General features: G+C 69.1%; 18 protein-coding genes. 15 read left to right on the top strand and 3 right to left on the bottom strand.

The features are described from left to right. The 3 genes from AC27VN_RS10805 to AC27VN_RS10795 all read left to right on the top strand — a co-directional run. Positions 1–1,833 (top strand): ABC transporter permease (locus tag AC27VN_RS10805; RefSeq protein ID WP_490876545.1); only part of this gene is annotated, 1,833 nt, incomplete at its 5' end. Further along, on the top strand, positions 1,830–2,876 hold the full coding sequence (locus AC27VN_RS10800) for an ABC transporter ATP-binding protein (RefSeq protein WP_490876544.1): 1,047 nt from the start codon (positions 1,830–1,832) through the stop codon (positions 2,874–2,876). The genes AC27VN_RS10805 and AC27VN_RS10800, both read left to right, overlap by 4 nt. A gap of 23 nt (positions 2,877–2,899) precedes the next feature. Next, positions 2,900–3,562 (top strand): HAD family hydrolase, encoded by a 663-nt coding sequence (locus AC27VN_RS10795; RefSeq protein ID WP_490876543.1) that lies wholly within the window; start codon positions 2,900–2,902, stop codon positions 3,560–3,562. Here AC27VN_RS10795 and AC27VN_RS10790 read toward each other — a convergent pair. Continuing rightward, the gene (locus tag AC27VN_RS10790) at positions 3,508–4,179 is read right to left on the bottom strand and encodes a lipocalin family protein (RefSeq protein ID WP_490876542.1); all 672 of its coding nucleotides are present in this window, start codon (positions 4,177–4,179) and stop codon (positions 3,508–3,510) included. The genes AC27VN_RS10795 and AC27VN_RS10790 overlap by 55 nt on opposite strands. 265 nt (positions 4,180–4,444) lie before the next feature. Here AC27VN_RS10790 and tal point away from each other — a divergent pair, with 265 nt between their 5' ends. From tal to AC27VN_RS10775, 3 genes are all read left to right on the top strand, one after another. Beyond that, complete coding sequence (tal, locus tag AC27VN_RS10785; RefSeq protein ID WP_093352159.1) at positions 4,445–5,401, top strand: transaldolase; 957 nt, start codon at positions 4,445–4,447, stop codon at positions 5,399–5,401. A 2-nt stretch (positions 5,402–5,403) separates the two neighbouring features. Beyond that, positions 5,404–6,969, top strand: a complete 1,566-nt coding sequence (pgi, locus tag AC27VN_RS10780; RefSeq protein ID WP_490876541.1) for a glucose-6-phosphate isomerase — start codon at positions 5,404–5,406, stop codon at positions 6,967–6,969. A 106-nt stretch (positions 6,970–7,075) separates the two neighbouring features. Next, positions 7,076–7,408 carry a DUF805 domain-containing protein gene (locus AC27VN_RS10775; RefSeq protein WP_093352153.1) on the top strand — a complete coding sequence of 111 codons (333 nt, stop codon included), beginning with the start codon at positions 7,076–7,078 and terminating at the stop codon, positions 7,406–7,408. A 73-nt stretch (positions 7,409–7,481) separates the two neighbouring features. Here the strand turns inward: AC27VN_RS10775 and AC27VN_RS10770 are convergent, their stop codons facing one another. Then, entirely contained in the window at positions 7,482–8,540 is a 1,059-nt protein-coding gene (locus AC27VN_RS10770) for a 4-hydroxythreonine-4-phosphate dehydrogenase PdxA (RefSeq protein WP_490876540.1), read from the bottom strand. A 35-nt stretch (positions 8,541–8,575) separates the two neighbouring features. Then, positions 8,576–9,583, bottom strand: a complete 1,008-nt coding sequence (locus AC27VN_RS10765) for a Bug family tripartite tricarboxylate transporter substrate binding protein (protein ID WP_490876539.1) — start codon at positions 9,581–9,583, stop codon at positions 8,576–8,578. 125 nt (positions 9,584–9,708) lie between these two features. Here AC27VN_RS10765 and AC27VN_RS10760 point away from each other — a divergent pair, with 125 nt between their 5' ends. The 9 genes from AC27VN_RS10760 to AC27VN_RS10720 form a co-directional block, all read left to right on the top strand. After that, complete coding sequence (locus AC27VN_RS10760) at positions 9,709–10,644, top strand: LysR family transcriptional regulator (protein ID WP_296783191.1); 936 nt, start codon at positions 9,709–9,711, stop codon at positions 10,642–10,644. Between the two features lie 174 nt (positions 10,645–10,818). Further along, positions 10,819–12,129, top strand: coding sequence for an ABC transporter substrate-binding protein (locus tag AC27VN_RS10755; RefSeq protein ID WP_490876538.1), 1,311 nt, complete (start codon positions 10,819–10,821; stop codon positions 12,127–12,129). A 151-nt stretch (positions 12,130–12,280) separates the two neighbouring features. Next, the gene (locus tag AC27VN_RS10750) at positions 12,281–13,138 is read left to right on the top strand and encodes a carbohydrate ABC transporter permease (RefSeq protein ID WP_093352146.1); all 858 of its coding nucleotides are present in this window, start codon (positions 12,281–12,283) and stop codon (positions 13,136–13,138) included. A 149-nt stretch (positions 13,139–13,287) separates the two neighbouring features. Further along, positions 13,288–14,121, top strand: coding sequence for a carbohydrate ABC transporter permease (locus AC27VN_RS10745; RefSeq protein ID WP_093352143.1), 834 nt, complete (start codon positions 13,288–13,290; stop codon positions 14,119–14,121). 17 nt (positions 14,122–14,138) lie between these two features. After that, on the top strand, positions 14,139–15,179 hold the full coding sequence (locus AC27VN_RS10740; RefSeq protein WP_093352141.1) for an ABC transporter ATP-binding protein: 1,041 nt from the start codon (positions 14,139–14,141) through the stop codon (positions 15,177–15,179). An 88-nt stretch (positions 15,180–15,267) separates the two neighbouring features. Next, positions 15,268–16,650, top strand: a complete 1,383-nt coding sequence (gene dalD, locus AC27VN_RS10735) for a D-arabinitol 4-dehydrogenase (RefSeq protein WP_490876546.1) — start codon at positions 15,268–15,270, stop codon at positions 16,648–16,650. Beyond that, positions 16,647–17,435 carry an L-iditol 2-dehydrogenase gene (locus AC27VN_RS10730; protein WP_490876537.1) on the top strand — a complete coding sequence of 263 codons (789 nt, stop codon included), beginning with the start codon at positions 16,647–16,649 and terminating at the stop codon, positions 17,433–17,435. The genes dalD and AC27VN_RS10730 overlap by 4 nt, the downstream gene beginning before the upstream one ends. 113 nt (positions 17,436–17,548) lie before the next feature. Next, entirely contained in the window at positions 17,549–18,220 is a 672-nt protein-coding gene (locus AC27VN_RS10725; RefSeq protein ID WP_490876536.1) for a transaldolase family protein, read from the top strand. 23 nt (positions 18,221–18,243) lie between these two features. After that, positions 18,244–18,881 (top strand): PfkB family carbohydrate kinase (locus AC27VN_RS10720; RefSeq protein WP_490876535.1); only part of this gene is annotated, 638 nt, incomplete at its 3' end.

Genomic DNA, 18,881 nt, shown 5'->3' with positions numbered 1-18,881 from the left:
GGCGCCGGCGGCTTCGTGGCGCTCTGCGCGCTGGTGCTGCTCGCGGCCTTCGGCATCGCGCGGCTCGGCCGCTTCAAGGGCGACCTGTTCGTGGCCGCCTCGGTGCTCGGCTGCGGCGTGCTGATGGCGCTGTTCATCGCCTACCCCGTGAGCCGCGCGCTGTCGGGCGCCTTCCTCGACGAGGACGGCCACGTGTCGATGGCTGCCTTCTTCGCGCGCGTCTTCACCGAGCGCATCTGGGGCCTGGGCTGCCTCGCGGGCGGGGTGCGCTGCGGCGTGGCCTGGAACACGCTGGTGCTGGCGCTGCTCACGGCCGCGGGCACCACCTTCCTCGGCACGCTGATGGCGCTGATGGCCGAGCGCGGCAGCCGGCGCGGGCAGGGCGCGCTGCGGGTGCTGGCGCTGCTGCCGATCATCACGCCGCCCTTCGTGGTGGGCCTCGGCCTGATCCTGCTGTTCGGCCGCGCGGGCATCGTCAACCAGGGACTCGAGAGCCTGTTCGGCATCGAGCCCACGCGCTGGTTCTACGGCATGCCCGGCGTGCTGGTGGCGCAGCTGTTCGCCTTCACGCCGATCGCCTTCATGATCATGCGCGGCGTGGTGCAGGGCATTGCGCCCAGCCTCGAGGAGGCCGCGCAGATGCTGCGCGCCGACCGGCGCCGCGCCTTCTTCACCATCACGCTGCCGCTGCTCAAGCCCGGGCTGGCCAATGCCTTCCTGGTGGGCTTCATCGAGAGCATCGCCGACTTCGGCAACCCGGTGGTGGTGGGCGGCCAGTTCTCGGTGCTGTCGACCGACATCTTCTTCGCCATCGTCGGCGCGCAGTACGACCAGGGCCGCGCGGCCTCGCTGGCCTGGGTGCTGACCTTGTTCGCGCTCGGCGTGTTCGCGCTGCAGCGCGGCCTGCTCGGCAGGCAGAACTACACCACCGTCAGCGGCAAGGGCGATGCCGGCATCCCGATGGCGCTGCCCGACGGCGTGCGCCGCACCATCCACTGCATCGCGCTGCCGTGGATCGCCTTCACGGCCGTGGTCTACCTGTTCGCCTTCGCGGGCGGCTTCGTGCAGACCTGGGGGCGCGACTACAGCTTCACCTTGCAGCATTTCAAGACCGCGTTCGCGCTCGAGTGGGGCCAGTTCGGGCTGGTGTGGGCCGGCACGGCCTGGAACTCGCTGCTCACCACGCTCAAGCTCGCGGGCATCTCGGCGCCGATCACCGCGGCGCTGGGCCTGCTGATCGCCTGGCTGCTGGCGCGCAACGAGTTCAAGGGGCAGGGCGCCTTCGAGTTCGGCGCGCTGCTGGCCTTCGCGATCCCGGGCACGGTGCTCGGCGTGAGCTACATCCTGGCCTTCAACGTGCCGCCGTTCGAGCTCACGGGCACCGGACTCATCATCGTGCTGTGCTTCATGTTCCGCAACCTGCCGGTGGGCGTGCGCGCGGGCACGGCGGCCTTCAAACAGCTCGACCGCTCGCTCGACGAGGCCTCGCTGATGCTGCGCGCCTCGACCTCGCAGACGCTGTTCAAGGTGGTGCTACCGCTGCTCAAGCCGGCGCTGGTGGCGGCGCTGGTCTACAGCTTCGTGCGCGCGATGACGACCGTGAGCGCGGTGATCTTCCTGGTCACGGCCGAGAACGAACTGGCCACCACCTACATCATCGGCCGCGTCGGCAACGGCGACTACGGCATCGCGCTGGCCTACTGCACGGTGCTGATGATCCTGATGTCGCTCGCGATCGCGCTGGTGCAATGGGTGGTGGGCGAACGCAGGCTGGGACGGCGCGGCACGGCGCCGGGGCACCAGGGGCATCACAAGATGGAGGGGCTGGCATGAACACAGGGATCGAATTTCGCGACGTCACCAAGCGCTATGGCGCGGACAGGAACGCGCCGCTCGCGGTCAAGGGCATCAGCTTCGAGGTGCCCGAAGGCACGCTGACCACCATCCTCGGCCCCTCGGGCTGCGGCAAGACCACCACCTTGCGCATGATCGCGGGGCTCGAGTCGCCGACCTCGGGCGCGATCTTCATGGGCGGGCGCGACGTCACCACGCTCGGGCCTGCCGAGCGCAACGTCAGCATGATGTTCCAGAGCTATGCGCTGTTCCCGCACATGGACGTGATCGGCAACGTGGGCTATGGCCTGCGCATGAGCGGCGTGAAGAAGGACGAGGCCACGGCGCGTGCGCGCGAGGCGCTGCGCGGCGTGGGCCTGGTCGGCTTCGACCAGCGGCTGCCGAGCGAGCTTTCGGGCGGCCAGCAGCAGCGCGTGGCGCTGGCACGCGCGCTGGCGCTCGAGCCCGCGGTGCTGCTGTTCGACGAGCCGCTGTCGAACCTCGACGCGCGGCTGCGGCGCGAGATGCGCGAGGAGATCCGCTCGCTGCAGCAGCGGCTCAAGCTCACGGTGGCCTACGTCACGCACGACCAGAGCGAGGCGCTGGCCGTGAGCGACCAGATCATCGTGATGGACCACGGCGTGATCGCCCAGCGCGGCACGCCCGAGCAGCTCTACGGCCGGCCCGAGAGCGAGTTCGTCGCGGGCTTCATGGGCGAGGCGATGGTGTTCCCGGCCGTGGCCGGCACCGATGGCGACGTCACGCTCGGGCCGCTGCGGCTGCGGCCGCGCCATGCGGTGGCACCGGGCGCGGTCAAGGTGGCGGTGCGGCCCGAGGCCTGGCGCATCGGCGAGGCCTCGGCGGCCGACACCGGCCTGCCGGCCACGCTGAAGAAGGTGGCCTACCTCGGCAGCTTCTACGAGTACGGCTTCGACACGCCGCTGGGCGCGGTCTTCGTGGTCTCGACCGACCTGTCGAACCCGCTGGCCGCAGGCGCGCAGACCCGGCTCTCCCTGGGGACACACGGCGTCAGCGTGGTGTAGCGCGCGCATGGAACAATGGCGCCATGAACGTGGTTTTCGATCTTGGCGCCGTGCTTTTCACCTGGGAGCCCACACGGCTGGTCCAGGCCCATCTGGCAGAGCATGCGCCCACTGAATCCGCCGCTGCGGCCCTGGGCCGCGCGCTTTTCCATCACGACGACTGGACCAGCTTCGACTGCGGCACCCGCACGCTCGAGGAATCCGTCGCCCGCATGGCGACCCGGCTCTCGTTGCCGGCCGACCGGCTGCTGGCCATGCTCGACGGACTCGGCGAGCGGCTGGCGCCGATCGATGTCACGGTGGCGCTGCTCGAGGATCTGTTCGAGCGCCGCGAGGCCGGCGAGCCGCTGAAGCTCTACTACCTCTCGAACATGCCCGCGCCCTATGCGCGCGCGATCATGGCGCGCCATGGCTTCATGCGGCGTTTCGATGGTGGCGTGTTCTCGGGCGACGTGAAGTTTCTGAAGCCCCATCGCGAGATCTACGAACTGCTCGCGGTGCGCCATGCTTTGGCGAGCGAGCAGACGGTGTTCATCGACGATTCGGCCCCCAACGTGGAAGCCGCGCGCGCCTTCGGCTGGCACGCGATCCACTGCACCGCGCCGGCCTCGCTCGCGACCCAGCTCTCGCGCTACCTGCCGGTGCGCTCGACCTTGTCGATGTCGAAGCCCAGGCTGCCCGCGTAGTCGAGCTCGGCCTGCAGGGTCGCGTCGTCCAGGCAGGGGGCGCGCGACAGCACCCACAGGTACTCGCGGTTCGGCGTGCCGACCAGCGCCACCTGGTAGTCGCGGTCCAGCTTCAGGATCCAGTAGTCGCCCCACACCACCGGCAGCCAGGCCAGCCACGAGGGCGCGAAGCGCACCTCGAGCCGGCCCGCGCCGGGCTGGCCCGCCACCGGCACCACGCGCGCGGTGCCCAGCGATTCCTCGAAATTGCCGTCGGCGCGTTCGCAGCGGTTGAGCACCTCGATCGTGCCGTCGGGCCGCGGCGTGTAATGGGCCGTGACCGGGCCGGCGCAGGATTTCTGGAAGCGGTTGGGCAGCCGCGCCTGTTCGTGCCAGAGGCCCGCATAGCGGTGCAGGTCCACCGGTGCCACCACCTGCAGCGGCGCGCGCATCAGCGGGGCGCCGTCGGCCGGGCCGGCCAACCTGACGCGCGAGCGACGCGCGGCATCCAGCGCGAGCCAGGCCGCCGCGCCGCCGATCACGAAGGCCGTGGCCAGCGTGCCGATGGCGGCGCTGGTGCGGCGGTCGTCGAAGGAGGCGAGGTCGGTGGAGGCTGCGGGAGGAAGTCTGCGCTGCATGTAGGGGGCTCCTGGTGTCGGGACGGCGAATCCGGCGATTCGCGAAGGAAAGGATTCTTCAGCCTAGACGCGCCTGCGGGCCGGCGCCGTCAGCCGTGGACCACAGCGCCTGTAGGGCGGCATGGGGCCGAGACCCTGCTGGCCGCATGTTGTTCGCGCCGTCATGGAACAGGGTGCCAAGCCGTGCTACGGTGCGCATGAAAGCATCGGCCCGCATGCAACAGCGTGCAGGCCCCGTCGCCATCACCGCAACATAATCATCGCCATGAACCAACTCGATGCACTCCGTCAATGGACCACCGTGGTCGCCGACACCGGCGACTTCAAGCAGCTCAGCGCCTCCAAGCCGCAGGACGCGACCACCAATCCGTCGCTGATCCTCAAGGCGGTGCAGAAGCCCGAGTACCGTCCGCTGCTCGACGAGGGCGTGAAGAAGCACGCGGGCAAGCCGCTCGACGAGGTCATCGACCGCCTGCTGGTGCGCTTCGGCACCGAGATCCTCTCGATCATCCCGGGCCGCGTCTCGACCGAGGTCGATGCGCGCCTGTCCTTCGACACCGCCGCCACCGTGGCGCGCGGCGAGCGCATCACGGCGCTCTACAAGGCCGAGGGCATCGACACCGAGAAGCGGCTGCTGATCAAGGTCGCCTCCACCTGGGAAGGCATCGAGGCCGCGCGCCAGCTCGAGCAGAAAGGCATCCGCACCAACCTCACGCTGCTGTTCTCGTTCGCGCAGGCCGTGGCCTGCGGCGCGGCCGGCGTGCAGCTGATCTCGCCCTTCGTCGGCCGCATCTACGACTGGTACAAGAAGTCCGCGGGCGCCAAGTGGGACGAGGCCGCCAACGCCGGCGCCAACGACCCGGGCGTGAAGTCGGTGCGCCAGATCTTCGAGTACTACAAGGCCAACGGCATCAAGACCGAGGTGATGGGCGCGAGCTTCCGCAACGTGGGCCAGATCCAGGCGCTCGCCGGCTGCGACCTGCTGACCATCAGCCCCGAGCTGCTGGCCGAGCTGGCCGCGAGCAACGAGCCGCTCGAGCATGCGCTCGATGCCAAGGCCGCCGCGCAGGGCAAGGCCGAGAAGGTCGCCTACGACGAGGCCGGCTTCCGCTTCGCGCTCAACGAGGACGCGATGGCCACCGAGAAGCTCGCCGAGGGCATCCGCGCCTTCGCGGCCGATGCGATCAAGCTCGAGAAGCTGATGCAGGAAAGCGGTCGCTGATCATGGCGACCCCGCTTCGCTGCGACCGCGCACCGGCCTGGGCGCAGCTGCAGTCGTACTTCGAGACCGCGGGCCGCCAGTTCGACCTGCGCCATGCCTTCGTCGACGACGCCGGCCGCTTCGCGCACTTCAGCCAGGAGGCGCCGTACCTGTTCGCCGACCTGTCGAAGAACCTGATCGATGCGCGCGTGGAAGCGCTGCTGTTCGCGCTCGCGCGCGAGTGCGGCCTCGAGGCGCACCGCGACGCGATGTTCGCGGGCGAGCACATCAACAACACCGAAGACCGCGCGGTGCTGCACACGCTGCTGCGCGCGCCGGCCGATGCCAAGGTCGGCAAGACCGCGCCGCAATTGCGCGAGGTGCACGAAACGCTCGACGCCATGCTCGCCTACGCCGAGAAGGTGCGCGGCGACCACACCATCACCGACGTGGTCAACATCGGCATCGGCGGCTCCGACCTCGGCCCGCAGATGGCGGTGCTCGCGCTCGCGGAATTCGCGGCGCCGGGCAAGCATTTCCACTTCGTCTCGAACGTCGACGGCCACGAGCTCGACGGCGTGCTCGAGGGCCTCGCGCCCGAGCACACGCTGTTCCTGATCGCCTCGAAGACCTTCACGACGGCCGAGACGATGACCAACGCGCAGTCCGCCAAGCGCTGGTACGAGCAGTCGGGCGGCAACGACATCGCGGGCCACTTCGCGGCACTCACCACCAACGTGGAAGCGGCCAACAAGTTCGGCATCGAGACCACCTTCGGCTTCTGGGACTGGGTGGGCGGGCGCTATTCGCTGTGGTCGGCCATCGGCCTGCCGATCGCGCTGGCCATCGGCGCCGAGGGCTTCCGCCGGCTGCTGGCGGGCGCGCATGCGATGGACGAGCACTTCCGCACCGCGCCGCTGGCGCAGAACCTGCCGATCCGCCTCGGCCTGCTCGATGTCTGGTATCGCAACTTCCACCGCTTCACGAGTCGCAGCATCGCGCCCTATCACAGCGCCTTGAAGCGGCTGCCGGCCTATCTGCAGCAGCTCGAGATGGAGAGCAACGGCAAGCAGGTCGACGCGACCGGTGTCGCGCTGCCGCCGGGCCTGGGCACTTCGCCCGTGCTGTGGGGCGAGCCGGGCACCAATGGCCAGCATGCCTACTTCCAGATGCTGCACCAGGGCACCGACGTGATCCCGCTGGAGTTCCTCGCGGTGCGCGATGCCTCGCACGACCTCGAGGGCCACCACCCGAAGCTGCTGGCCAACGCGCTCGCGCAGGCGCAGGCGCTGATGGTGGGCAAGCTCGACGCGGGCGGCCACAAGAACTTCCCGGGCAACCGGCCCAGCAGCTTCTTCGTGTTCGAGAAGCTCACGCCCGAGGCGCTCGGCGCCTTCATCGCGCTGTACGAGCACCGCGTGTTCACCAGCGGCGCGCTGTGGGGCATCAACAGCTTCGACCAGTGGGGCGTGGAGCTCGGCAAGGTGCTCGCGCGGGACATCGAGCCGCGGCTCGCCTCGGGCGACGTCACGGGCCTCGATGCCTCGACCGCGGGCCTGCTGCAGCGGCTGAGCCCGCCCGCGCAGTGAGCGCTTGGCCATTCGAAGTACGCCATTCGTTGCCATTGCCGTTGAAGAAGGCGCCGATATGATGGCCCCGGGAAATTTCCCGGGGACCTCAAGAGGAGCCGATCAAATGGATTTTCAAACAGCGGTCAAGACCTGCTTTCAGAAGTACACGGATTTCAGTGGGCGCGCCTCGCGCTCCGAGTTCTGGTGGTTCATATTGGCCGAGGTGGTCGTTCTGATCGTCGCCAGCTTCATCCACCAGATCGTCTACCTGGTCGCCGCGCTGGGCTTCCTGCTGCCCGTGCTGGCCGTGGGCTCGCGCCGCCTGCACGACATCGGCAAGAGCGGCTGGTTCCAGCTGCTGATGATCATTCCGCTGATCAACCTGGTGCTGATCTATTTCTTCGTCCAGCCCAGCCAGCCCGAGTCCAACGCCTACGGCCAGCCGCAAGGCGCCTGAAGACCACGGACACCCGCGGAACAACGATTCGACAGGGCCGCGCATGCGGCCCTTTTTTCTGGCCGCCGCCGATTCAGGCCTCGGCCGTCGCGGCCGCGCGCACCGGTGCGCCGCTGGCCATGCGCAGGCACAGGTCGAAGGCCTGCTGCAGGCCCTCGATCTGCGCGATGCCCTGGCCCGCGATGTCGAAGGCGCTGCCGCTGGCCGAGGTGGCCACGGGCACGGGCAGGCCGCCGTGCAGGGTCACGCCCTGCTCGAAGCCCATGAGCTTCATCGCGATCTGACCCTGGTCGTGGTACATCGAGACCACCGCGTCGACGTCGCCGCGCCGCGCGCCGATGAACACCGTGTCGGGCGAGAACGGACCGCGCGCGTCGTAGCCCTCGGCGCGCAGCGTCTCGATGGCCGGGCCGATGATCTCGATCTCCTCCATGCCGATCGAGCCGCCGTCGCCGGCATGCGGATTGAGCCCAGAGACCGCGATGCGCGGCTGCGCCACGCCCGACTGGCGCAGTGCCGCGGCGATGATCTTCACCGCGTCGCGCACGCCTTCGCCCGTGATGTGGCTCGCCACGTCCTTGAGCGGAATGTGCGAGGTCACGCGCGAGGTCCACAGCGCGCCCGTGAGATTGAACTCGCAGACGAAGCCCGGCACCGCGAAGCGCGCCTGCATGTAGCGCAATTCGTCCTCGTGCACCAGGCCGCCCAGGCGCAGCGAATGCTTGTTGAGCGGCGCGAACAGGATCGCGTCGACCTGGCCGCGGCGCACGGCCGCGGTCGCGAGCTCAAGCGCCTCGAAGGAGGCTCGGCCCGAGGCCTCGTTCGATTCGCCGAGCACCGGCTCGGCGCCCCCCATCCAGTCGCAGGCCAGCAGCGAGGGCCGGCCGTCCTCGAAGCGCAGCGTGTCGAGGCTCTCGGCCGCGAGCGGATCGAGCTTGGCGCCGGCGATGCGCTCGCCCGCGGCCAGCACCACCGGGTCGGCGATCAGCAGCACGCGCGCGGCGTCGAGGTTGCGCTGGCGCGCGAGCAGCTTGACCGCCATCTCGGGGCCGACCCCGCTGGGGTCGCCGAGCAGCACGGCGATGCGGGGCTTGGCGGAGGTCACGGTCGGAATCTTCGAAGGAGTGGACATGGCGATCGTCGGTGGAGAAAAAGCGGGGGACGGCCTCATTCGGCCTTGATGTTGGCGGCGCGCACGAGCTGGCCGTAGTGCTCGAACTCCTGCCGGTTCATGGCCGCGAAGGGCTCGCCGATCAGGCTGCCGGGCTCGCCGCCCAGGGCCTTGATGCGGGCCTGCACGTCGGGCAGCTGCAGGCTGCGCGCGAGCTCGGCGCTCAGGCGCTCGATGGCCGGGCGTGGCGTGCCGGCCGTCACGTAGAGGCCGTACCAGGTCGAGACGTCGGCGCCCTTGACGCCCTGTTCGGCCAGCGTGGGCACGTCGGGCAGCTCGGGCGAGCGCTGCGGCGCGCTCACGGCCAGCGCGCGGAACTTGCCGGCCTTGATCTGGCCCATGGCCGAGGAGGTGCTGTCGAACATCATCTCGACCTCGCCCGAGATGATGTCGATGTGCGCCTGCGAGCTGCCCTTGTAGGGCACGTGCACCGACTTCATGCCGGTGGCCAGGTTGAAGGCCTCGCCGCCCACGTGCTGCGTGCTGCCGATGCCCGAGGAGGCGTACTTGAAGCCGCCGGGCTTGGCGGCCATCGCGGCCAGCAGGTCCTTCACCGACCTGTAGGGCGAGCTGGCCGACACCACCAGTACGTTGGGCATCACGGCCACCAGGCCCAGCGGCTGCAGGTCCTTGAGCGGGTCGTACTTGAGCTTGAGGATGTGCGGTGCCACCGCCTGCGCGGTGTTGGTGGCCAGGAGCAGCGTGGCGCCGTCGGCCGGCGCGCGCGCCGTGAGCTCGCCCGCGATGGTGTTGGAGGCGCCGGGCCGGTTCTCGACCACCACCGGCTGCTTGAGCGCGGGCGAGAGCTTGTCGGCCAGCACGCGCGCCAGGATGTCGGTGCCGCCGCCCGGCGAGGCGCCGACCATGATGCGCAGCGGCTTGTCGGGGTAGGCGGGCGCAGTCTGGGCGGCGGCGAGGCCGGTGGCCAGCGCGAGCGTGGCAACGAGCGAAGTCGCGAAGAAGGCGGCGCGTCGGTGCCGGAAGGCCAGGGAAAAGGGGCGCATCGGGGTTGTCTCCTGCTTGTTGGTCTTGAGCGCCATTGCTTTCCATGCATGGCAAAGCCGCAGGGTAGGCCGTTCGCTCCTTGCGATCCAATCGAAATTGCCGCGGGCTTCATATACTTTTGGTGATGACCGTCCAGAAAACCTCGCCCGATGCCTCGCTGATGCTGCAGGTGCGACCGCGCCAGCTGCTGCTGCTGGTGCGCCTCGACGCCCACCGCCACCTGGGCCGCGCGGCCGAGGCCATGAACATCAGCCAGCCCGCGGCCACCAAGCTGTTGCAGCAGCTCGAGGATTCGCTCGGCGAGAAGCTGTTCGAGCGGCTGGCGCGCGGCATGGAGCCCACCGCCTACGGCGAGATCCTGGTGCGCTACGCCCACCGCGTGGTCAGCGACTTCGGCAGCGCGCGCGAGGAGATGCTGGCGCTGCGCTCCGGCCTCAGCGGCGCGCTGCGCGTGGGCAGCGTGCCGGGTGCCGTGCCCGAGCTGCTGGCGCCGGCGCTGGTCGAGTACCGCCGGCGCCATCCGCAGGTGGCGGTGTCGGTGGTGGTCGAGACCAGCGACGTGATGCAGGCCCAGCTCGAGCAGGGCGACGTCGACCTGGTGCTGGGCCGGCTCACCGACGGGCACGACGAATCGCGCTACGCCAGCGTGCCGCTGCTCGGCGAATCGCAGGTGGTGGTGGTGCGCAGCGGCCATCCGGCCTTCGAGCGCGAGGGCCTCACGCTGGCCGACCTGGCGGCCTGGCAATGGGTGCTGCAGCCGCCGGGCTCGCCGCAGCGCGGGCGCTTCGAGGCCGCGATGCGCGAGGCCGGCGTGCAGGCGCGGCTCGACATCCTCGAGACCGCCTCGCCGATCGCCATCACCGCGCTGCTCGAGAGCTCCGACATGGCGGCCGTCATGCCCGCCTCGCAGGCCCGGCACTACGCGCGGCTGGGCCTGCTGCGGGTGGTGCCGATCGAGCTGCCGGTGCGCGTGCCGCCGATCTGCCTGGTCACGCGCGAGGGGCGGGCGCTCTCGCCCGCGGCGGCCCAGTTCCGTCGGCAGCTGCTGGGCACCGGCTGAACGCTTTGGATTGCCTCTGGCACATGCTGTATTGCGTTGACTAGGGAATTCACTAGCCAATCGGTGCATGAAAGTACCGTCGTTGACATTCGAAGTACCAAAACCGCAAGCATGTTTATCCAGAATCCGGGCACGGCGACCCGAGGGGGCGTCGCTCACCCTCTAGGAGACAACATGCAGCGTTTTCTGAAAGCGGGCCTCGTCCTCGCACTCGCCGGCACCGGGCTCGTCGCCCAGGCTGCCACCGAACTCGTGATCGCGACCGTCAACAACGGCCACATGATCGAGATGCAGAAGCTCACGCCCTTCTTCGAGAAGGCCAATCCCGACATCAAGCTCAAGTGGGTCACCCTGGAAGAGGGCACGCTGCGCCAGCGCGTGACCACCGACATCGCCACCAAGGGCGGCCAGTTCGACGTGATGACCATCGGCCTGTACGAAGCGCCGATCTGGTCGAAGAAGGGTTGGCTGCAGCCCATCGCCACCGACGCCGCCTACGACGCCGACGACCTGCTGCCCGCGATCCGCGACGGCCTGTCGTACCAGGGCAAGCTCTACGCCGCGCCGTTCTACGGCGAGAGCTCGATGCTCATGTACCGCAAGGACCTGGCCGACAAGGTCGGCTTCCAGATGCCCGAGCAGCCGACCTGGAACCAGGTGAAGGAACTGGCCGGCAAGATCCACGACCCGAAGGCCGGCGTGTACGGCATGTGCCTGCGCGGCAAGCCGGGCTGGGGCGACAACATGGCCTTCCTGACCACGCTGGTCAACACCAACGGCGGCCAATGGTTCGACATGCAGTGGAAGCCGCAGATCGACACCAAGCCCTGGAAGGATGCGATCGGCTTCTACGTCGACCTGATGAAGGCCTACGGCCCGCCGGGCGCTTCGGCCAACAGCTTCAACGAGAACCTCGCGCTGTTCAACGAAGGCAAGTGCGGCATGTGGGTCGACGCGACCATCGCGGCCTCGTTCATCAGCGATCCCAAGCAGTCGAAGGTGGCCGACAAGGTGGCTTTCGCGCAGGCACCCGTTGCCGTCACGCCCAAGGGCGCCAACTGGCTGTGGACCTGGAACCTGGCGATCCCCGCCAGCTCGACCAAGGCCGCCGCCGCCCAGACCTTCGTGAAGTGGGCCACCTCGAAGGACTACGTCAACCTCGTCGCCAAGGAGCACGGCTGGGGCGCGGTGCCCACCGGCACGCGCAAGTCGACCTACGCGAACCCCGAGTTCCAGAAGGTCGCGAAGTTCGCCGCCGCCGAGAAGAAGGCCATCGACGGCGCCAACCTCAGCGACAGCACGTTGCCGAAGTCGCCCTACGTCGGCGTGCAGTACGCGGCCATCCCCGAGTTCCAGGCCATCGGCGTGGCGGTGGGCCAGCAGATGAGCGCGGCACTCGCGGGCAAGGTCACGGTCGACCAGGCGCTGAAGTCTTCGCAGACCACGGCCGAACGTGAGATGAAGAAGGCCGGCTACTACAAGTAAGCCTCGTGGCTTGCTCCCTCCCCTCCGGGGGAGGGCCGGGGTGGGGGCACGCACGGCGCGTCGTCCGTTGCCGCGCTCGATCGCAGCAGCCCCCATCCCCACCTTCCCCCAGCGGGGGAAGGAGCCAGACAGAAGAGAGAAGGGACCACCCATGAAAAGACTCCTGCCCCGCGCACTCATGGCGCCGGCCGTGCTCACGCTCTTCCTCTGGATGATCGTGCCGCTCGCGATGACGTTGTACTTCTCGTTCGTGAACTACAACCTCATGCAGCCCGGCGACCATCCCTTCGCGGGCCTCGCCAACTTCGAGTACTTCGTCACCGACCCGGACTTCTGGCCCGCGACCTGGAACACGCTGCTGCTGATCGGCAGCGTGATCGGCATCACCGTGGTGCTCGGCGTGCTGCTCGCGCTGCTGGTCAACGAACCCTTCCCGGGCCGCGGCATCGTGCGCGTGCTCTTGATCTCGCCCTTCTTCGTCATGCCCGCGGTCAACGCGCTGCTGTGGAAGCACATGATGATGAACCCGATCTACGGCATCCTGGCCGATGTGTGGCGCGCCTTCGGCGCCCAGCCGATCGACTGGCTCACCGACGTGCCCCTGCTGTCGGTGATCATCATGGTGGCCTGGCAATGGCTGCCGTTCGCCTGCCTGATCTTCATCACCTCGCTGCAGTCGCTCGACCGCGAGCAGATGGAGGCCGCGCGCATGGACGGCGCGAGCGCGTTCCAGCGCTTCTTCTACCTCACCGTGCCGCACCTCGCGCGCCCGATGGCGGTGGTGATCATGATCGAGATGATCTTCCTGCTCAGCGTGTTCGCCGAGATCGCCATCACCACCAATGGCGGCCCGGGCAACGAGAGCACGAACATGACCTACATGATCTTCAAGCAGTCGCTCATGAACTTCGACGTGGGCGTGGCCTCGGCCGGCGCGCTGTTCGCGGTGGTGCTGGCCAACATCGTGGCCGTGTTCCTGATCCGCATCATCGGCAAGAACCTGGATTAGTCATGTTGCACACCCCCAGTCTTCGCGCACTTCGTGTCGCTTCGCCAACCCCCTTGCAGGGGGCAACACCAACGGCCCGGCAAAGCCGGTTCCGTGGTGTTCCTGGAATGGGCCGTGTCTTGCCCACCGCACGATGGAGTAGCTGAACCATGCAACAACAAGCTCCCAGCAACTTCCTGCCGCAACTGCTGCGCACCGTCGGTGCCTGGGCCGTCGCGCTGCTGCTGTTCTTCCCGCTCGGCTGGCTGTTCCTCACGGCCTTCAAGACCGAGCTGCAGGCGATCCACGTGCCGCCGCTGTTCATCTTCGAGCCCACGCTCGACAACTTCGGCGAGGTGCAGCGGCGCAGCGACTACCTGCTGTACGCGCGCAACTCGCTGATCACCAGCCTGGGCTCGACCATCCTCGGCCTGTTGATCGCGGCGCCGGCCGCGTACTCGATGGCCTTCTTCCGCACGAAGAAGACGCGCGACATCCTGATGTGGATGCTCTCGACCAAGATGATGCCGGCCGTGGGCGCGCTGGTGCCGATCTACGTGCTCGCGCAGACCGCGGGCCTGCTGGATTCGCTGAGCGCGCTGACCATCGTGTTCACGCTGTCGAACCTGCCGATCATGGTCTGGATGCTCTACAGCGCCTACAAGGACATCCCGAACGAGATCCTCGAGGCGGCGCGCATGGACGGCGCGAGCCTGTGGACCGAGTTCCGCCATGTCGTGCTGCCGCTGTCGGTCGGCGGCCTCGCCTCCACCGGCCTGCTGTGCCTGGTGCTGAGCTGGAACGAGGCCTTCTGGGCGCTCAACCTCACCTCCGCCAAGGCCGGCACGCTGGCCACGCTGATCGCCTCGTACTCGAGCCCCGAGGGCCTGTTCTGGGCCAAGTTGTCGGCGGCCTCGCTCATGGCCATCGCGCCCATCGTCGTGTTCGGCTGGTTCAGCCAGAAGCAACTGGTGCAAGGCCTGACCTTCGGCGCCGTCAAGTAAAGAAAGGGAGACACCCCATGGCCTACCTCCAACTGAAGAACATCAAGAAGAGCTTTGGCGAAGTCGACATCATCAAGGGCGTCGACCTCGAGATCCAGAAAGGCGAGTTCATCGTCTTCGTCGGTCCCTCGGGCTGCGGCAAGTCGACCCTGCTGCGGCTGATCGCGGGGCTCGAGCCGATCAGCAGCGGCAACCTGCTGCTCGACGGCAAGGACATCACCTGGGCGCCCTCGGGCAAGCGCGACCTCGCGATGGTGTTCCAGAGCTATGCGCTCTATCCGCACATGAGCGTGTACGACAACATGTCCTTCGCGCTCAAGCTCGCGGGCACGAGCAAGTCCGAGATCAAGACCAAGGTCGAGCATGCGGCGAAGACGCTGAACCTCACGCAATACCTCGATCGCCTGCCCAAGGACCTCTCGGGCGGCCAGCGCCAGCGCGTGGCCATCGGCCGCGCCATCGTGCGCGCGCCCAAGGTGTTCCTGTTCGACGAGCCGTTGTCCAACCTCGACGCCGCGCTGCGCGGCAACACGCGGGTGGAGATCCACAAGCTGCACCGCGCACTCGGCGCGACCACCATCTACGTCACGCACGACCAGGTCGAGGCCATGACCCTGGCCGACCGCGTGGTGGTGCTCAAGGACGGGCTGATCGAGCAGGTCGGCACGCCGCTCGAGCTCTACGACCGCCCGGCCAACCAGTTCGTCGCGCAGTTCATCGGCATGCCCTCGATGAACATGGTGGCGGCCAGCGCCATCCCGAGCTTCTCGGCCGCCACCGGCGGCCGGCTGCCGAGCGACGGCTTCCTCGGCGTGCGGCCCGAGGGCCTGCGCGTGCATGCGAAGGCCGGCGCACCGGTGTCCGATGTGCAGGGCCGCGTCGAGCTGATCGAGGCGCTGGGCGCCGACACGCTGATCCACGTCGACGTGGGCGGCGTGCCGCTGGTGGCACGCCAGAACGACCGCACGCCGCTGCAGGCCGGCGACGACGTGGCGGTCGAGCTCGATCCCTCGGTGCTGCACCTGTTCACGCGCGACGGGCGCGCGGTCGCGGCCTGAACCCCTTTTCTCGTTTCATTCCTCTTCCGGGACATTCTTCGTGACTCTCGCAGCAGCGCCCCTTCCACCCGCTCCCTCGGAGTTCACGGTGCTCCACCTCGGCCTCGGGTCCTTCCACCGGGCGCACCAGGCGGTCTATCTGCAGCGGCTGATCGACGCGGGCGACACGCGCTGGTCGATCTCGGGCGCCAACATCCGGCCCGACATGGCCGAGGTCGTCGAGGCACTGCGCGCCCAGGGCGGCCGCTACACGCTCGAGACCGTCTCGCCCGCGGGCGAGTACCGCTACGAGCAGATCGAGGCCATCCGCGAGGTGCTGCCCTACGAGCCCTCGCTCGCCGGCCCGATCGCGCGCGGCGCCGCGCCGTCGACGCGCATTGTCTCCTTCACCGTCACCGAGGCCGGCTACTACCTCGATACCAAGGGCCGGCTCGACCTGTCCTTCGCCGACCTGGTGGCCGACATCGCGCGTGCCGCCAAGGGTGAAGCAGGCGGCGAGGGCGTGACCATCTACGGTGCCGTCTGCGCGATCCTGCGCGCGCGCAAGGCCGCCGACGCAGGGCTGCTCACGCTGCTGAACTGCGACAACCTGCGCCACAACGGCGAGCGCTTCCGCGCCGGCCTGCTCGAGTTCATCGAGCGCGCGGGCGATGCCGAGCTGCTGGCCTGGACGCAGGCGAACACGCGCTGCCCCAATGCCATGGTCGACCGCATCACGCCGCGCCCGCCGCCCGAGCTGCGCGCGCGCGTGAAGGCCGCCACCGGTCGCGACGACGCGGCCGCGATCACCGGCGAGAGCTTCATCCAGTGGGTCATCGAGGACGACTTCGCGGCCGGCCGCCCCGACTGGGCGCGCGTGGGTGTCGAACTGGTCGACTCGGTGCAGCCCTACGAGGAAGCCAAGATCCGCATCCTCAACGCCACCCACAGCTGCATCGCCTGGGCCGGCACGCTGGTGGGCCTCGGCTTCATCCACGAGGGCACGCACGACGTCGCCATCCGCAAGATGGCCTTCGACTACGTGAGCGACGACGTCATTCCCTGCCTGAGCCCGAGCCCGATCGACCTCGCGGCCTATCGCGACGTGGTGCTCGACCGCTTCGGCAACCCCGCCATCCGCGACACCAACCAGCGCGTGGCCGCCGACGGCTTCTCGAAGATCCCGGGCTTCATCGCGCCCACCGTGCGCGAGCGGCTGGCCGCGGGCCAGCCCATCGACAGCGTGGCGATGCTGCCCGCGCTGTTCCTTGCTTTCCTGCAGCGCTGGCACCGCGGCGCCTTGCCCTATGCCTACCAGGACCAGGGCATGGACGAAGCCGTGGCGCATGCCATCTGCGACGCGGCCGACCCGGTCGCGGCGCTGTGCGCGGACGCGGGCCTGTGGGGCTCGATCGCGGGGGATGCGCGGCTGGTCGATGCGGTGCGCCGTGCGAGCGGGCGCGTCGCGGACTTCGTGGGCGCGAAGGCATGAGCACGCGGCTGCAGGATCGCCATGTGCTGCTGACCGGCGCGGGCGGCGGCATCGGCCTGGCGGTCGCCGAGGCCTGCATCGTCGAGGGCGCGCGCTGCAGCGTGGTCGATCGCGCGGCCGCGCCTTCCGAGGCGGTGCGCGCACTGCAGCAGCGCCATCCCGACCGCCTGGCCTACATCGCGGCCGACGTGACCGACATGCAGGCCATCGCGCGCCTGCTGGTGGAGGCGCAGGTGGCTTTCGGACCGATCCACGTGCTGTTCAACAACGCCGCCGTGTTCGATCTCGCGCCGCTGCTCGACAGCGACGAAGCCTCGTTCGACCGCCTGTTCGCCGTCAACGTGAAGGGCATGTTCTTCGTCATGCAGGCCGTGCTGCGCCACATGGTCGAGGCCGGCACCCGCGGCGCCTCGGTCATCAACATGGCCTCGCAGGCGGGGCGGCGCGGCGAGGCACTGGTGTCGCACTACTGCGCCACCAAGGCGGCCGTGATCAGCTACACCCAGAGCGCGGCGCTCGCGATGGCGCCGCATGGCATCCGCGTCAACGGCATCGCGCCCGGCGTGGTCGACACGCCGATGTGGGACCAGGTCGACAGCCTGTTCGCCAGGGCCGAGGGACTGGCCCTCGGCGAGAAGAAGCGGCGCGTGGGGCTCGAAGTGCCGCTGGGCCGCATGGGCCTGCCGGGCGACATCGCGGGCGCGGCCGTGTTCCTGGCCAGCGACGAGGCGCGCTACATCACGGCGCAGACCTTGAACGTCGATGGCGGCAACGTCATGAGCTGAGATGGCGATGCACGCCGCAGCGAAGTCAGGAAAGTATCGGAGCGCTTGCCTTCACTGCGGTGAAGCGCGGGCCGCCCGGTGAGAAGATAGCCGACCTCCGCCGCATGCGATCCATGAACGACGATTTCCATCTCTACCTCGACAGCGCCGACCTCGCGGCGCTGCGGGCCTGCCTGCCGCATCCGGTCGTCCACGGCGTGACGACCAACCCGACCTTGCTCCAGCGCGCCGGTGTCGGCCGCGCCGACGTGCCGGGCCTGCTGCAGCGCTGCATCGAACTCGGTGCGCGCCAGGTGCAGGCGCAGGTGTACTCGAGCGAGGTCGACGGCATGCTCGAGGACGCGCAGGCGCTGCTGCCGAAGTTCGACGCCGGCCAGCTCGTCGTCAAGATTCCTGCCACGCGCCAAGGCCTGGTGGCCGGCGCGCGGCTGATCGCGCAGGGCGTGCCCGTGACCTGGACCGCCGTCTACGCGCCGGAACAGGCGCACTTCGCGGCGCAGCTCGGCGCGGCCTATGCGGCGCCGTACCTCGGGCGGCTCGAAGATGCGGGCCAGGACGGGCTCGCGCTGATCGCGCGCATGCAGTCGCTGGTCGTGCAACGGCCCGCATCGGGCACGCGGCTGCTGGTGGCGAGCATCCGCTCGCGCGAGGCCTACCTGTCGCTGCTCGCGCTGGGCGTCGGCGCCATCACGATCCCGCCGCGTCTGTTCGCCGAACTGCTCGACCATCCCGCCACCTTGGCCGCCGAACGCGGCTTCCTGGACGACGCCCGCGCCCTGAACTGACCGAAGAAAATCCTGTCCTCACCATGCGCATTGCACTCACGGGCGAAGCCCTGATCGATTTCACCAGCGAGGCCGGCACGCTGGCCTTCCTGGGCCACGAGGGCGGTTCGCCGCTCAACACGGCCGTGGCCTGCGCGCGGCTGGGCCAGCACACCGGCTTCTTCACGCAGCTCTCCACCGACCTGTTCGGCGAGCGGCTGATGGCCTTCCTCGAACGCAACGGCGTCGACACCGGCTTCATCCTGCGCAGCAGCGCGCCCTCGACCCTGGCCTTCGTCGAGCGCACGCCGCAGACCAACCGCTATGCCTTCTACACGCACGGCAGCGCCGACGCGACCTGGGCGCCCGAGCCGCTGCCGCAGCTGCCGGCCGACTGCCGCTTCCTGCACTTCGGCTCGATCTCGCTGCTGCAGGAGCCGGCCGCGACGCGCATCGCCGACCTGGTGAGCGCGAACGCGGGCCGCTGCGTGATCGTGTTCGATCCCAATGTGCGGCCCAGCCTGATCCCCGACCTCGCGGCCTACCGCCTGCGTGTCGCCAACTGGTTCGCGATGGCCGACCTGGTGAAGCTCAGCGACGAGGATGCGGCATTGCTCGCGCCGGACCGCCCGGTCGATGCGCTGGCCGCCGACATCCTGGCCGCGGGCGCGCGCGCCGTCAT

The sequence above is a fragment of the Variovorax sp. 20P10.2.4 genome (assembly GCF_058244205.1).
This window is presented reverse-complemented; position numbering and strand designations above follow the sequence as displayed.